This is a genomic window from Streptomyces sp. 891-h (assembly GCF_022760275.1).
Classification (GTDB): domain Bacteria; phylum Actinomycetota; class Actinomycetes; order Streptomycetales; family Streptomycetaceae; genus Streptomyces; species Streptomyces spirodelae.
Genome location: NZ_CP050693.1, coordinates 68,698 through 82,698, shown reverse-complemented (window position 1 = coordinate 82,698; position 14,001 = coordinate 68,698). Strand labels below are relative to the sequence as shown.

At 70.2% G+C, this 14,001-nt stretch carries 12 protein-coding genes and 1 pseudogene; 7 read left to right on the top strand and 6 right to left on the bottom strand.

What is annotated here, in order from left to right; translation table 11 throughout:
- Positions 1-60 precede the first annotated feature (60 nt).
- From HC362_RS00405 to HC362_RS00385, 5 genes are all read right to left on the bottom strand, one after another.
- Positions 61-834, bottom strand: a complete 774-nt coding sequence (locus HC362_RS00405; protein WP_243081664.1) for an ATP-binding cassette domain-containing protein — start codon at positions 832-834, stop codon at positions 61-63.
- A gap of 44 nt (positions 835-878) precedes the next feature.
- The gene (locus tag HC362_RS00400; protein WP_243081663.1) at positions 879-1,988 is read right to left on the bottom strand and encodes a substrate-binding domain-containing protein; all 1,110 of its coding nucleotides are present in this window, start codon (positions 1,986-1,988) and stop codon (positions 879-881) included.
- Positions 1,989-2,056: 68 nt separating this feature from the next.
- A complete protein-coding gene (locus HC362_RS00395; RefSeq protein ID WP_243081662.1) occupies positions 2,057-4,528 on the bottom strand; it encodes a SpoIIE family protein phosphatase in 2,472 nt (823 codons plus the stop codon).
- Positions 4,529-4,854: 326 nt separating this feature from the next.
- A complete protein-coding gene (locus tag HC362_RS00390) occupies positions 4,855-5,355 on the bottom strand; it encodes a cupin domain-containing protein (RefSeq protein WP_243081661.1) in 501 nt (166 codons plus the stop codon).
- A 50-nt stretch (positions 5,356-5,405) separates the two neighbouring features.
- Positions 5,406-5,981, bottom strand: a complete 576-nt coding sequence (locus HC362_RS00385; RefSeq protein ID WP_243081660.1) for a nuclear transport factor 2 family protein — start codon at positions 5,979-5,981, stop codon at positions 5,406-5,408.
- Positions 5,982-6,039: 58 nt separating this feature from the next.
- Between HC362_RS00385 and HC362_RS00380 the strand changes: the two genes are divergently transcribed.
- Both HC362_RS00380 and HC362_RS00375 read left to right on the top strand, forming a co-directional pair.
- Complete coding sequence (locus HC362_RS00380) at positions 6,040-6,945, top strand: LysR family transcriptional regulator (protein WP_243081659.1); 906 nt, start codon at positions 6,040-6,042, stop codon at positions 6,943-6,945.
- Between the two features lie 438 nt (positions 6,946-7,383).
- On the top strand, positions 7,384-8,418 hold the full coding sequence (locus HC362_RS00375) for a tetratricopeptide repeat protein (protein ID WP_243081658.1): 1,035 nt from the start codon (positions 7,384-7,386) through the stop codon (positions 8,416-8,418).
- Between the two features lie 471 nt (positions 8,419-8,889).
- On the opposite strand, the gene HC362_RS00370 is transcribed toward HC362_RS00375, so the two are convergent.
- Positions 8,890-9,819, bottom strand: coding sequence for an NADP-dependent oxidoreductase (locus HC362_RS00370; protein ID WP_243081657.1), 930 nt, complete (start codon positions 9,817-9,819; stop codon positions 8,890-8,892).
- Between the two features lie 75 nt (positions 9,820-9,894).
- On the opposite strand from HC362_RS00370, the gene HC362_RS00365 reads away from it, so the two are divergent.
- From HC362_RS00365 to HC362_RS00350, 5 genes and pseudogenes are all read left to right on the top strand, one after another.
- Entirely contained in the window at positions 9,895-10,275 is a 381-nt protein-coding gene (locus HC362_RS00365) for a helix-turn-helix domain-containing protein (protein WP_243081656.1), read from the top strand.
- A gap of 916 nt (positions 10,276-11,191) precedes the next feature.
- Positions 11,192-11,572 carry an SseB family protein gene (locus HC362_RS00360; RefSeq protein WP_243081655.1) on the top strand — a complete coding sequence of 127 codons (381 nt, stop codon included), beginning with the start codon at positions 11,192-11,194 and terminating at the stop codon, positions 11,570-11,572.
- Positions 11,569-12,249 (top strand): hypothetical protein, encoded by a 681-nt coding sequence (locus HC362_RS00355; RefSeq protein ID WP_243081654.1) that lies wholly within the window; start codon positions 11,569-11,571, stop codon positions 12,247-12,249. The genes HC362_RS00360 and HC362_RS00355 overlap by 4 nt, the downstream gene beginning before the upstream one ends.
- Positions 12,249-12,638 (top strand): annotated as a pseudogene (locus HC362_RS35015) (putative T7SS-secreted protein); the annotation flags it as partial. The gene HC362_RS00355 and the pseudogene HC362_RS35015, both read left to right, overlap by 1 nt.
- A 22-nt stretch (positions 12,639-12,660) precedes the next feature.
- On the top strand, positions 12,661-13,938 hold the full coding sequence (locus tag HC362_RS00350; protein WP_243081653.1) for a putative T7SS-secreted protein: 1,278 nt from the start codon (positions 12,661-12,663) through the stop codon (positions 13,936-13,938).
- Positions 13,939-14,001: the final 63 nt, after the last annotated feature.

Sequence of the window (14,001 nt, the reverse complement as noted above, 5' to 3'; positions counted from 1 at the left end):
CGGGTGAGCGGGTGGACCCGGCTGAGCCGGAGGAGTCGGTCGGGAGCTGTTCCGTGGACGTCATAGTTCCCACTCCGGTGTCGCACGGCGGGACACAGCGTTGTCGGTGGCACCTGTGATGGAGGAGACGATCTGCTCCTGGGACGTGGTGGTGACGTCGAAGAAGCCGTTGTTCCGTCCCAGCCGCAGCACCACCGCACGATCCGCGACGGCCTTGACGTCGCCGAGGTTGTGGCTGATGAGCATGACGCCGAGTCCGCGTTCCCGCAGCCGTTCGATGTAGTCGAGGACTTGTACGGATTGCTGGACGCCCAGGGACGCGGTCGGCTCGTCCAGCAGAATCAGCTCGGGCTCGCCGAGGAGGCAGCGGCAGATCGCGATCCCCTGCCGCTGCCCGCTGGAGAGCGTGGCGACGGGGGCGCGCAGGTCGGGGATGTGGAGGGAGAAGGTATTCAGCAGTTCCCTGGTCCACTGCTCCATCGCCACCTCGTCCAGGACGCCCAGCCGGGTGACCTCCCGTCCGAGGAAGAGATTGCCGATCACGTCGAGGTTCTCGCACAGGGCGAGGTCCTGATAGGCGGCGGCGATGCCCAGCTCGCGGGCGTCGCGCGGCTGGAGGATGCGCACAGCGCGGCCCCGCCATTCGATCACGCCGTCGTCGGCCGGCCCGGCGCCGGTGATCACCTTGACGAGTGTGGACTTGCCCGCGCCGTTGTCGCCCACCAGGGCGACGACCTCACCGGAGTGGATCTCCAGGTCGACGTCGAGCAGCGCCTGCACGGCACCGAACCGTTTGGAGATGCCGTGCAGCGCCAGCACGGGGGTGGTCGACACGTGAGCTCTTCCCTTGCCTTGAGCACCTGCCGTCCGGCCGCGGTCTATTCAAGGAGGCCGGCCCTCGCGCAGGCGGAGCGGAATTCGGGGGTGCAGATCTGGTCGACGGTGTACATGCCGTCCTTGATCACGGTTTCGATGTCGGCGACGGTCAGTGAGACGGGTTCGAGTACGACGGAGGGGATGTCCTGGAAGGAGCTGTTGCTGACTGTGCCGGTGGCGATGTCGGCGACGCTCTTGCCCCGCCCCAGGGCGACGGCCATCTCGGCGGCGGCACGGGCCTCACGGCTGAAGGGTTTGTAGACCGTCATGTACTGCTCGCCGGTGATGATGCGCCGCACGGCGTCCAGGTCCGCGTCCTGGCCGGTGACCGGGGGCAGTGGGCGGATGTTGGCGGCCTTCATGGCGGCGACGGCTCCGAAGGCGAGGCCGTCGTTGGCGGCATAGACGCCGTCGATGCGGTCGGGTCCGACGGCGGAGATGGCCGCGGCCATGTCGGTGTAGGCGATCGACGGGTTCCAGTTGAGAACGTCGTATTCCTTGGGGATCTCCACCCGGCCCCTGAGGACGGAGAGGGCCCCGTTCTTGAAGTCCGAGGCGTTCGGATCGTTGGGCGAGCCGTTCAGCATGACGATGCTGCGCCGCGGTGCCCCGGGGCCCAGCGCCTTCAGCAACGCCTTGCCCTGGAGCTTGCCGACCTGCTTGCCGCTGAAGGAGACATACCCGGAGATCGGCCCCTCGGCCAGCTGGTCGTAGGCGATGACCGGCACCTGCGCCGCTGCCGCCTCCCGGACGGCGGGCCGTGCCGCCCTGGAGTCGACGGAGCCGATGATCAGCACGTCGATACCGCTGGAGAGCAGGGATTGGGCCTGCCGCTGCTGGGCGGCCGCATCCGCACCGCCCGCGACGTAACGCACTGTGCAGGTGCGGCACAGTTCGTGGACTCTGCTGTTGATCAGCGGCCGGTCGAACTGCTGCCAGCGGGTGGCCTGGCGGGACGGGAGGAGGAGTCCGATGGTGAAGCCCCCGTCGTGGTGGGGCCTGCTCCTGTTCGGCTGCCTGTCGGACTGCTTCGCCTGCCCGCAGGCGGCGAGGACCAGCATGAGCATCGCGGCGGCCAGGACGGCCCCGGTACGACCCGGGTGAGGCTTCATCCACGGCACCTCCCTGGCCGGTCCGGCACACCTGTCAGCTCAGAGGAACCATAATGTCCTAGTATTTCCTACTTCATGGCTGCGGCATCTCCATGGCCGGGTCCGTTCCCCTGTGTGGCCTCCCCTTCCTGGGCGAGCCGGTCGGGTTCTCTCGGCGGCAGGGCGATCTCGCTCCACACCTGTTTGCCGCCGCTGAACGGCACCGATCCCCAGGACTCGGACAGCGCGTCGACGAGGAGGATGCCCCGGCCGCCAGTGGCCTCCCAGTCCATGCTGGCCGCTCGGATGGGCGTACGGGGTGAGGAGTCGCTGACCGCGACGCGCAGCCGGTCGCCGGCCAGCGTGAGATCCAGCCGGACCTCGCCCCGGGTGTGCACCAGCGCGTTGGTCACCAACTCGGAGACGACCAGGAGAACCGTGTCGGACTCCTCCGTCGCGTCCCACTTGCGCAGCGTGCGAGTGGTGAAGCGGCGCGCGTGCACGGCGGCATCGGGCAGCCGCCACACCGCCCAGCCGGCCCGGCGGGGCCTGACCGCCATTCCGTCGTAGCGCAGCAGGAGCAGCGCCACATCGTCGTCGCGGCACGCGGTGTCGCCGAGCAGGGAATCCGCCGTCCCGTCGGGGTCGGACGGGTCCGCGGCTACCAGGGACGCACCGACGCGGCGCAACCCCTCCTCCACCTCCATGTGCGCGGACTCCACCAGGCCGTCCGTCATCAGGGCCAGGACGGAGCCGGGGGCGAGCGTGGCTGACGCCATGGTGTACTCCGCTTCCGTGAATACGCCCAGTGGCGGCCCGATCTCGGCGTGCAGCTGCCTGGTCGTGCCCTCCGGGTCGCGGATGACGGGCGGCGGGTGCCCCGCCTGGACGAACCAGGCGTTTCCCTCCTCCATGTCCAGCGCGACGTAGCAGACGGTGGCGAACAGATCTGTCTCCATGTCGACCAGCAGCCTGTTGGCGTGCGAGACGACCACGTCGGGGGCGTGACCCTCCACCGCGTAGGCCCTGATCGCCGTGCGCATCTGGCCCATGATGGTCGCGGCGGCGGCACTGTGGCCCTGCACGTCCCCGATGACGAAGGCGACCTGCCCGTCCGTCAACGGGATCACGTCGTACCAGTCGCCGCCCACCTCCAGCCCTGCGGTGGCCGGCAGGTACCGGGCCACGGCGACTCCGCCGGGCAGCGCGGGCAGCCTGCGGGGCAGCAGGCTGCGCTGGAGCATCGTCGCGAGCTCGTGCTCGGCGTCGACCGCACGGGCCCGCACCAGGGCCTGCCCCGCCAGAGAGGCGATGGCGGTCAGCAGCGAGCGCTCCTCCAAGCCGAACTCGTGCGGCTCGTCCCAGCCGACCATGCACGCGCCGACAACCCGGTCCTCGGCCGGCAGCGGCAGCAGAGCCAGTCCGCCGGGGCCCAGCCGGGCCAGGTCCGGCTGGACGGCCGTACGCGACGGCCACAGGCGGATGGTCCCCTCGCGCAAGGCGGCCTCCAGCGTCGGGAGGGAGCTGGAGGGCGCGTCGGGCCACTCCGTGCGCCAGGCAGACCGCCACGCCCGTGGCCAGGCGTTCTGATCCGAAGGTTCCAGAACGGTGACCACGAGCCGGTCACCCACCAGTTCGGCGAGCGCCACCCGGTCGGCTCCCAGCGAGTCGAGCAGGGCGGTGACGACGACGCTGCCTACCTCGCGGACCGTCGTGGCGTCGGCGAGGGCAGTGGCCAGACGCTGGACCCGGGAGACCTCGTGAGCGCTGGGCCGCAGCTGGGAGGCGTCGGCGACGACGCCGAGCAGCCGGTCCGGCCGCCCGGCCGAGGCGAGCTGCACCTGGCAGCTCAACGAGAGCCAGCGCAGTTCGCCTGTGCTCAGCCGAACCCGGAATTCCAGGTCCCGGACGTGCGGAGGACGCCGGTCGGGCTCCATGAGGGCCATCATGGAGGGCAGGTCGTCCGGTACAGCGCGCGAGAGCAGGGCCTCGATGCGCCCGTCGAAGTTCTCGGGTGCGATGCCGAACAGCCGGAGCATCTGGCTGTCCGCCTCGATGTCGCCCGTGTCCAGGCCGAGTGCGAAGGCACCCGGACGGATCCGGTGCAGTACCGAGGTACCGCGGGCACGCTCCCCGCCGGGTTCGAGGCCGGACAGTGGCAGGCCGTCCGCCTCGAGCCGGATCACGACCTGGGCGGCGTACATCTCCAGCAGGCGCCGCCGAGTGGGGTCGAAGCGGTCCGGACCGTTGGCGACGACCAGCAGGCAGCCGAGCGGTGCGTGCACCACGCCCAGCGGCAGGGCCCCCACGGATACCGCCGGTGTCTCCCCGGCGGTGGCCGGGTGAGCCGTGGCCGGCCACACGGACCGGCCGGTGCGGTAGGCCTCGGTCACCGGGTGGTGATCACTCAGGGACAGGACCGGAGGCAACTCGTACGGCGTGCTCGTCCGGCCGAGCTTCTCGGTCATCCGCAGCCGGTCGCCGTCCTTCCCGTCGCGCGCGTAGACGGCCGCCATTGCCGCCCCCGCGAACCCGAATGCCGCTCCCGCGTTCTCCTTCATCTCATCGCCTCCGACCCGGCCGGGTGCGGCCTCTTCCAGAGTAAGGAGAAACGTCCGCACAGCTCGCGCTGAGCAGGCGGTGCAGAGGCGGGGTGCTCAACGCTTCTGACCCGGACGGGTGACATCTGGAGCAGCCAGGTCACAGCCGCATGGCCGGGGCTTCGCGCGGAGCGGCCGGAGTGGGTAGGCCCTCGGCGCGCACGCTCTACGCCCTGGCACGCCCGCACGCTGTGATCAACGCCGAATGGCTATCAGCCCCCGAGGGCGCGGCCGGGTTGCCCGGCTCCGCGAGGACCGGGCCATCCGGACCGGGGCGGCGGAGTCGATCACGCGGAGCCCTCCAGGGCAGCCCGCCAGACGGGGCTGTCGACGTAGTGGTTGTCGAACCGCTCCGCGGAGGCGGCGATCTCCTTCGCGTCGGCCTCGCCACGCATCACCCGGCCCAGCAGGCGCAGGTAGTCGAACCGGCCCATGCCCGGCGTGAACACGAACAGCACGTCCGCCGTGCAGCCGGGCGCCGCGGCGAAGGCGTGCGGGGTGTGGGGCGGCACGGCCAGGAAGTCGCCCGTTTCCAGGACGGTGACCTCCTCACCCACCAGGACCTGGAGGGACCCGCTGATCACGAAGAACAGTTCCGTCGCCTTGGTGTGGAAGTGGGCGGGTGCCCCGACGGCCCCCTTGGCGAACGTGGACCGGTAGCTGGTGAAGCCGTCGGCGCTGCCGTCCGAGTCGGCGAGGAGCGTCATCACACTGCTGGGGTCGGCACAGGTCTCGGCCTCGGTGTGACGGGTCAGTACCGGCCGTCCGCCGGTCATTTCGGTCTTCATGTCGTGCCCTTTCCAGTGGATCGGTGAATGGTGCTGCTGCAGGTTTGGTGTCAGCCGAAGATCGCGGTGGGGTCGCCGGTGTACCAGGTGTTGTCGATGCGGAGCCGACGGATGACCCAGCGCTCGCCGTCACGGACCAGTTCGACGTCGTAGGGGTTCTTCAGCAGCGCGTGTGTGGTGGCGTCGGCGATGAGCAGGTGCTGGGCTTCCACCAGGGCGGTGAGCCGCGCTGCGTCGCCCTCGATCGTGATCCGCGTGTTGGTGATCTGGTGGGTGGTGTCCACCCGGCCGGTGAACAGGGCCAGAATGGTGGTGACGATGGTGTCGCGCCCGGACATCAGCGGCGGCTCGGCCCCCCACTTGGCGGCGGCCGGGCGGAAGTCCAGTTCGGCGTCGGCGGCGAAGGCCGACGCGAACAGTTCCTTGTCCTTGAGGTCCTGGCCCAGGCCGAAGCGGTGGAGCGCGTCGGTGATCTCCGCCCGGTCCCTGAGTTCCTCGACGGCTGCGGCGGTGTCGTGCGCGGGGGTGGTCAGTGCGCGGTCGCGGGTGACGTACATGATGTTCTCCGGTGCAGGTGAGGCGGCCTTTTCGATGCTTCTGATCCTGCTGCGGTCCGGGTAGGGCATCAATGCGCACCTGCGCAACGATCGTTAAGCTCAGGTTGACGATGGGAGGGGTGCGGGGATGCTGGAGCGGCACGAACTGGAGGCGTTCTTGACGCTCGCCGAGGAGCTGCACTTCGGCCGCACCGCCGAGCGGCTGCACGTCTCCACGGCCCGGGTCAGCCAGACCATCGCCAAACTGGAGCGCCGCATCGGCGTCCCGCTGTTCAACCGCACCAGCCGCCGGGTACAGCTGTCCCTGGTGGGGCGACAGCTGTACGAAGAGATACGCCCCGCCTGGTCCCGGATCACCGACGCGTTCGAGCGCGCCGTCGACGCCGGTCGCGGGCTGACCGGGCTGCTGCGCGTCGCCTTCACCGGGCCGGCGGCGGGCCAGCTGCTGGTCGGGGCCGCGGAGGCGTTCCGCACCCGGCACCCCGAGTGCCAGGTCCAGAACAAAGAGGCACACCTGGCGGAAGTCCTGCCATGGCTGCGCAGCGGCGAGGTGGACCTCGCACTGACCTACCATCCGATGCACGAGGAGGGCATCGTCATGGGGCCGGTCCTGGTGCGGGAGGCACGCGTGCTCGCCGTGCCGGCAGGGCATCCGTTCGCCCGCCGCGCAGCCGTCTCCGTCGAAGACCTGGCGCGCGTGACCGTGCTGCAACTGCCCGATACGCTGCCGGAATCCCTGCGTGAGGACCGCGCCCCGTGCCGGACGCCCACGGGGAGACCGATCGCACTCGGTCCGTCGGCCATGACGTTCAACGAGACGCTGACGCTCGTGGGCGCCGGGGAGGGGGTCTTCGCCGTCGGCGCCCACACCAGGCGCTACTCCGCTCGCCCCGACGTCGTCTATGTCCCCTTCGAGGACGCCGCGCCAGTGGACTGGGGTCTGGTGTGGGCCGCCGACGGTGCGACAGCCCGCGTTCGCGCCTTCAGCGAGACAGCGCTCAACCTGCTGCAGGCACCTGCACGAAACTCCTGACCGTCACGACGGCCCGGACGCCATCTTCGGGCGGAGCGCTGGGAAGCAATTTCCGTGCCCGCCCCTGGTTCTGGGGGCTCTGGGGTACAGCCGGGGTGCTGCGCCGTCGGCGCAGCTTCTCTTCGCGGCCTCGATGTGCCCAGCGGGACCTCCCGCACTCAGATCGTTCGTCATCCGGCTGCCCGACCGCTGGAACGGCGGTCCGGCCGTGGCCCGTACTCCGGCAACCCGAGCAGTACGCCAACGACCGGGCCATCGCCTCGGCCCGCCCCCCGGCAGCCGACCCCGAAGATCCCCTACGTCTTGATGACGACGTCCACCACCCCATGTGGAACCGCAGAGGTAGAGCCGAACCCTTATGCGGGCGGATTCGGCGCGCCCTGGGCGCCGCATAACTTCGTGTCCGGACCATGAAGTTGATCGAGAGGCCAGGGATCGATGTACGGCACGGCGTTTGCGCCCGAGTACCAAGGCGCGCTGAGCGAGAAGCTGGACGTGAACAGCTCCTACGAGGACGTCCTCGCAGCAGCCGCCAGCGCCCTCGCCGACGCGGACACCGCTTTGGACCGGGCCCGCGCCGCGCTCGCCCTGGCCGAGGCCCATCGGCGCCTCGGCCAGGTCGAGGAAGCGCAAGCCGCCTGGCGTACGAGCTACCGCAGCGCCCGCACCGCGGGCGATCCGGACGCCATGGCATGGGCCCTGTGGAGCGGCGGCACCCTCGCCCGCCAGTGTGGCCGGCTTGCTCTGGCCCGGCGCCTGCTGACCTGGGCGGTCAACCTGGCCGCCGAGGGCTGTGACCGGATCGCCCACGGGTACGCGCTCGCCGGGCTCGCCGAGACAGGCCGTATCCAGGGGGATTACGCGGCCGTCGCCGAACTCCACGAGCGCCTTCTGGAGCAGGCGCGTAAGCACGGCGAGGCCCGCCACATGGTGTGGGCGATGTCCGGGATCGCCCAGATGCACCGTAACCAGGGCGACCACCGCAAGGCACTCGAGCTGTTCGAGGAGGCCGCCCGCATCGCGGGTGAGGCGGGAGACGCCCGGGGACGTGCCTGGTCCTTGCGCGGGGTCGCCGACGTCCTGTCGCTGCGCGGTGATCCGGACCGGGCGCTGGCGCTGCTGACGGAGGCCGAGGTGACCTTCCGCAGCATGGATCTGACCAGCGCGCTCGCCTACAACCACAAGATGCGCGGCAATGTCCTCTTCCGGGCCGGATGGTACGAGGCGGCACGCGCCACGTACGGCATCGCCCTGGAAGAGTTCGACGCGATACGCGAGCCGCGCGGTGCGGCCCTCTCCCGTCTCGGGCTGGTGAGGTCCCGCGCGCGCCTGGGTGGTGAGCGGGACGAGACCCTCGCCGAACTCGCCGATCTGGACGCCGCCTTCGCCCGCATCGGCCTGAAGGCCGCACGGGAGACCGTCGCGGCGAGCCGGGCCGAGGTGATGGCGGAGACGGCATCAGTGGCGGTCTGAGACAAACGCGTCGACAGCGCCCTCCGCGCCCGGCAAAGGGGCCGTCCTGTGACGAGCAGTGAGCCGTGGGCCCGAGAAACCGCCGCACCGACCGCTAGGACGCCGAGAAGGACGAGACTCCTCCCGGTCGACTCCCGTGTCTCACTTGGTGAGTCGCTCCCCGGCGCCGTCTGCGATCGTCCGGGTGGATGGTGGGGACGAGGCCGGAGCGTCCGCTTCACCAGACGAGGCCGACGCACTCCCTGCCCCGCTCTCTCATGACGGAGAGCAGGCCGGAGGAGCGTGGCGGCCAGAATGCTGGACGGACCAGGGCTTGCTGAAGGACGGCCGGCGTCCTGTTCGTCGGATCCCACGTGGTTCTGCTGGCGGAGGAAGGCGCGGGCCGTGGCCGGGGTGCCCTGTTGACGACGTGCACCTTGCATTACGCACGGGTCTCATGGGGCCTCGCTCACGCGAGGCCCCATGACGGGATCAGACGGTGAGGACGAGCTTGCCCTGGAGGTGACCGCCGTCGAGCAGCCGGTGCGCCTCGGCGACCCGCTCGAACGGGAACGTCTCCTGCACGTGGACCCGGAGCCTGCCCTGTTCGACGAGTTGCGCGAGACCTCGCAGGGCGACCGGATCAGGGTCGACCGCGATGCCGCTGAAGCGCATGCCGGCCGCCTCGTACTTGGCGATGAGCTCCGAATCCTCCTCGGCGACCGCCGTCACCAGGTGACCACCTGGGCGGAGCACTTCGAGCGACCGCTGGACGGTGTCGCCGCCGATCGTGTCGAGCACGACGTCGATGTCGCGGACCGCCTCGGTGAAGTCGACCGCCGTGTAGTCGATCACCTCGTCAGCGCCGAAACCCTCGACGAAATCCCGCTTGCTCCCGCTGGCGGTCGCGATCACGTGCGCGCCGAGCGCTTTCGCGATCTGGATCGCGACGTGGCCGACCCCGCCACCACCGCCGTGGACCAGGACGCGGTCGCCCTCGCACACGCCGCCCAGGTCGACGAGGCCCTGCCACGCCGTCAGCCCGACGACCGGCAGCGCCGACGCCTCGACGTGCGAGAGCGACGCCGGCTTGCGTGCCAGGTGCAACGCCGGCGCCGACACGACCTCGGCGTACGCGCTCGCCGCCCGCGGGAACAGCGGCATCCCGAACACCTCGTCGCCGGGCCTGAACCGCCACGTTTGCGGGGCCTCCTCGACCACGCCGCTGATGTCCCAGCCGAGGATGAACGGCGGCCGGCCGATCAGCGGGAACTCGCCGGCGCGCAGGCGCGCCTCCAGCGGGTTCAGCCCGATCGCCTTGACGCGGACGAGAACCTCGGTCGGGAGGGGCTGGGGCTCGGGCGCGTCCACGATGGTGAGCACCTCGGGACCGCCGAGCGTCTCCTGGGTGATGACTCGCATGACTCTCCTGGCTTTGGAAGGGGGAGAGAAGCCAGGCTAGATTTCCGACAGGAACCAGCAGGTACCTTTGGCGCCATGAGCGGTTTCGGTCCCGGTGAGCTCTTTCTCGCCGACTGCCCGGCGCGTCTGGCGGTCGAGCTCATCGCCGACAAGTGGACGGTGGTCGTGCTCGCCGGCCTCAGCCAGGGCCCCGTGCGCCATGGCGAGCTGATCGAGCTGATCGGCGGCATCTCCCGCAAGATGCTCACCCAGACGCTCCGACGGCTCGAGGCGCACGGCCTCATCCGCCGCCACGCCTACGCCGAGGTCCCGCCCCGCGTCGAGTACGAGCTCACCGCACTCGGGGCAACGCTGATCGAACCGATCCACACGCTGGCCGAGTGGGCGAGGGCGAACGGCGACGCAGTGCTCGATGCGCTCGACGCCGATCCCAAGCCGGTCGCCCCCAACGACTGACACCCCCCGCCCGGCACGAGTACCCAACTCGCCATTCACACCAGATCCGTGATCTGCGACTTCACGAGGCACACCCCGCAGTGTTTGAACGTCTGGTTGTTGTAATCGACTTGTTGGGAGTTTGGTGGGTAGCCCTCCGCTACCTGGAGCCCGAGCGCCCAGACCGTGACGGCGTACTCGTCTCGTACCCGTGACAGGTGTCTGCGGCATTGGGACACTTCCGTCCGGCCGCGCCTCTCGTCGCCGGGGAAGTCGCGGACGAGATGGCCGCTGTGGTGCTGCCGTTCCTGGCCGAACGACTCTGACGCGCGCTTCCGGCCACCGCTCCGGGACAGAGCACCGACCCCCGGAGGACCTCTCTTGGGAGCCAACTCTGGCGGCTGCCGGCCGACACCGTCTTCGCCGGCCCACACGGTGTACGGGCTGGTACGGGGGCTTGATCTGCTGGACTCCACTCCGCGCGCGCCCATGAATACCGGGACGGCCTCGCGGCCCGTCCACCTCGCCGCCCGCCACGCGAGCCCTTTCGCCGGCGGGCGGCCTGGCTGCCTGGCTTCATTCCCGGTTGCGCTGCCGCCCGGGCCGCCGACAACGAGACACAGAACTCGGCAGACCGGCGCGGGCGGTGCCCATGCTGGGGCACCCTCGCGGCCTGGCGCACTGCTTCCCGCCCACCCCCGGAAGGCGACCCCGCCGAGCCCGGTCGCCGGTGAGCATGGTGATGTAACAGGTCTGCGCGGTTTGTTACAGAGCTGCTCCCTCAAAGGGCCATGAGCAGGGAAGATGTTGTCCCCCAGGCCCTGGCGGTGCCAGGATGCCAGCATTCGTCGCGAGTGAGCAGGAGTTCTGGAGAGGCACGATGGGGCGACTGGCGGACTTGGTGGCTTCCGAACATCTGGCTTCAGGGGTGTCCAGGATGTCCCGACAACGCTTCGAGGACTTCCTCGCCGAGTTCCGGGCATCCGTGGTGCTGGTGCCCTTCGACGACAGCGGAGGACTGTTCTCGACCAGGTTGGGCGGAATCCGCTGGATCATGGCGTTCTCCAGCGAGGAGACTCTGTCCCGCTTTCTCCTGCTGCGGAACCTGTACGGGGAGCGTGGCTACCGAGCCGTTCTCGGCGCGCGGCTCCTGGACGCCGTCGCGCCGGCCGTACCCGACCCGTGCGGCATCGCGCTGGACGCCGGAAGCGTGGGCGGCGCCGTACTGCCGCCCGTCGCCGGTGTCGTACCGGAGCAGGCGACGGTGGAGCAGCACCTGCGCTCCGAGGCGAGCGGAACGCGAGGAGTGAGGGCATGAGCGGCAAGGAACCCCAGCTGGCGGCGCCGAAGCCCGCACTGAACCTCATCACCAAGGGGATCAACGACGCCCTCGCGGAGCTGGAGGAGCTCGGCATGGTCGGGGAGGCCGGGGTGGGCAGGGGCTTCTCCGAAGTGGCGCTCAACAGTCTCCAGCTGGGGCACGGCGGGCTGACCTCGGCGTTCCGTGACTTCTGCGACCGCTGGGAATGGGGCGTCCGCGCCTTGATGCAGGAGGGGAACTCGTTCGCCGAGAGCGTCGGCCTCTCCGCGGGGACGCTGCACCAGCAGGACCAGTACATCCAGGGCGCCTTCAAGGTCGCGGTGAACGCCGGAATGGGCAACCCGTACGCGACGGAGGAGGAGATCACCGGCAAGGACTGGGGCGAGGTGCTGTCCAACAACGCCTACACCCAGATCCGCGACGCCGACTACAGCGCCGAATCCTTCCAGCAGGCCCGCGACGCCAGCGCCCAGGCGTGGAAGACCGCGGCCTGGGACGCCAGCACGGCGACCTCTTCCCCCGTGACGGACATCATCGACGCGGCCGGGCTGCGCGATGACGTCAACGAGAAGCTGAGGGACACGATCGGCCCGCCGCCCGCGGAGCAGGCAGCTCAGGCCGGCCGCCAACAGGCAGCCGCACCGGACGAACCGTCATCGGCAGGTACGGACTGATGGGGATCACCGACACCCTCGGCGACATCGTCGACGGCGGCAAGTCGCTCGCCAACGACGGCCTCGGCGCTCTCGAGGACGGATGGGAGAAGGGCAAGCGTGGCGTCGGCGAATTCGTCGACTGGGGGACGAACCAGACCGGGCGCGCCCTGGACGCGGTCGGCGCCGAAGGCGCGGCCGACGCGGTTGAGGACTGGGGCGACGAAACGGCCGCCTCCCTGGGCGCGACGGTCGGCGAGCAGCAGCTCGGACAGACAGAGGAGGCGAACGAGCTGGTGCACGGCTCGCCCTCCGACATCCGGTCCTCGGCGAAGCATCTGCGGGACTTCCAGAAAGCCTTCGACCTCGTCGGCAAGGGCATGCGCAAGCTCGACTCCTCCCACTGGAAGGGCGAGGCGGCCGAGGCGTTCCGTGACAGCTTCCCCATGCATCCGGTCAAGTGGGTGCGCCGCGAGCGACGCCTGCGAGAAGGCCGCGGCGGCCCTGGAATCCTTCGCCGACACGGTCGGCTGGGCGCAGCGGGAGGCCAAGCGCGCGGTAACGGAGTACAAGAAGGGGGAGGCGGCGTCGAAGAAGGCACGGAGCCAGGACCCGCCACCCGACAAGGACCCGGGCGACGCCCACCGGGAAGCCGCCGAGGAGATCCTGGGAAGGGCGCGCGACCAGCGCAACGAGGCCGCGCGCCTCGCGGCGAAGTCGGTGCGCGACGCACTCGCCCACGCGCCGAAGGAGCCGCCTCCGCTCAGCAGGGCCACCGCCACCTACCTGGACGGCATGCAGGCGGGTGCCATCGAACTGACCCACGTCGCGGGCGGAGTCATCAAAGGCGGCGCCGGCCTCGTCAACTTCGCCCGCGGCCTCAACCCGCTGGACGTCTACAACCTGACGCACCCGGCCGCCTACACCCAGAATGTGAGCACCACCCTCGCCGGCCTGGTCTCCACGGCGGCCCACCCGGAGCGCATCCCGCAGGCACTGCTGGACAGCTTCAAGAAGGACCCCAGCGAGGGGGTCGGGCGTCTCATCCCGGAACTGCTCGGCACCAAAGGACTCGGCGCGGCTCGCACCGGAGTGCGGGTGGCCGCCAAGGAGGGAGCCGCGGCAGCCCGCTACGGGGCTCCCGCAGCCGCGGACGGCGCCGAGGCCGCCGCCCGCACCGGGGCCCGGGAGGCTTCCGGGGCGGGCCGAGACTGGAGCGACCTCGCACAGTCCACGGAACGGGTCCAGGAGCGGGCCGTCCACTACGATGCGGTGGATCCGGCCAAGGCCCAGGAATTCCTGGACGACCAGTTCCCGTGGATGCGGGACCTGAACAACCGCTGGGAGCCGGGATACACCCACAACTGCCCCAACAACGTGGTCACTGTCGACCGGCGGCTGGACGGCCACGAGGTATCCGCGGCACCCCTGCACGGAGGCGGTGACATGCCCAACACCGCATTGGGCAGCGGACATCCCGACGGCTTCAAGTACTACATGAACAGCTACGACGACATCATCCGGGACATGTCGCAGCGCGGGCCCGAGGCGCGCGGTGCCGTGAGCATCCGCCGCGAGGACGGTACCGGCCACTTGTTCAACGTCCTCAACACCCGGCACGGCGTGGTCTTCCTCGACGGCCAGACCGGCACACTCGGCAGACTCGAACCTGACGTGATACGCATCGGATACATGCCCTACAGAAGTTGACCCGGTTACTGCCCACCACTCCCACCACTCCCGTCACCACCGGCCGACCAGTTCGCCCCACCA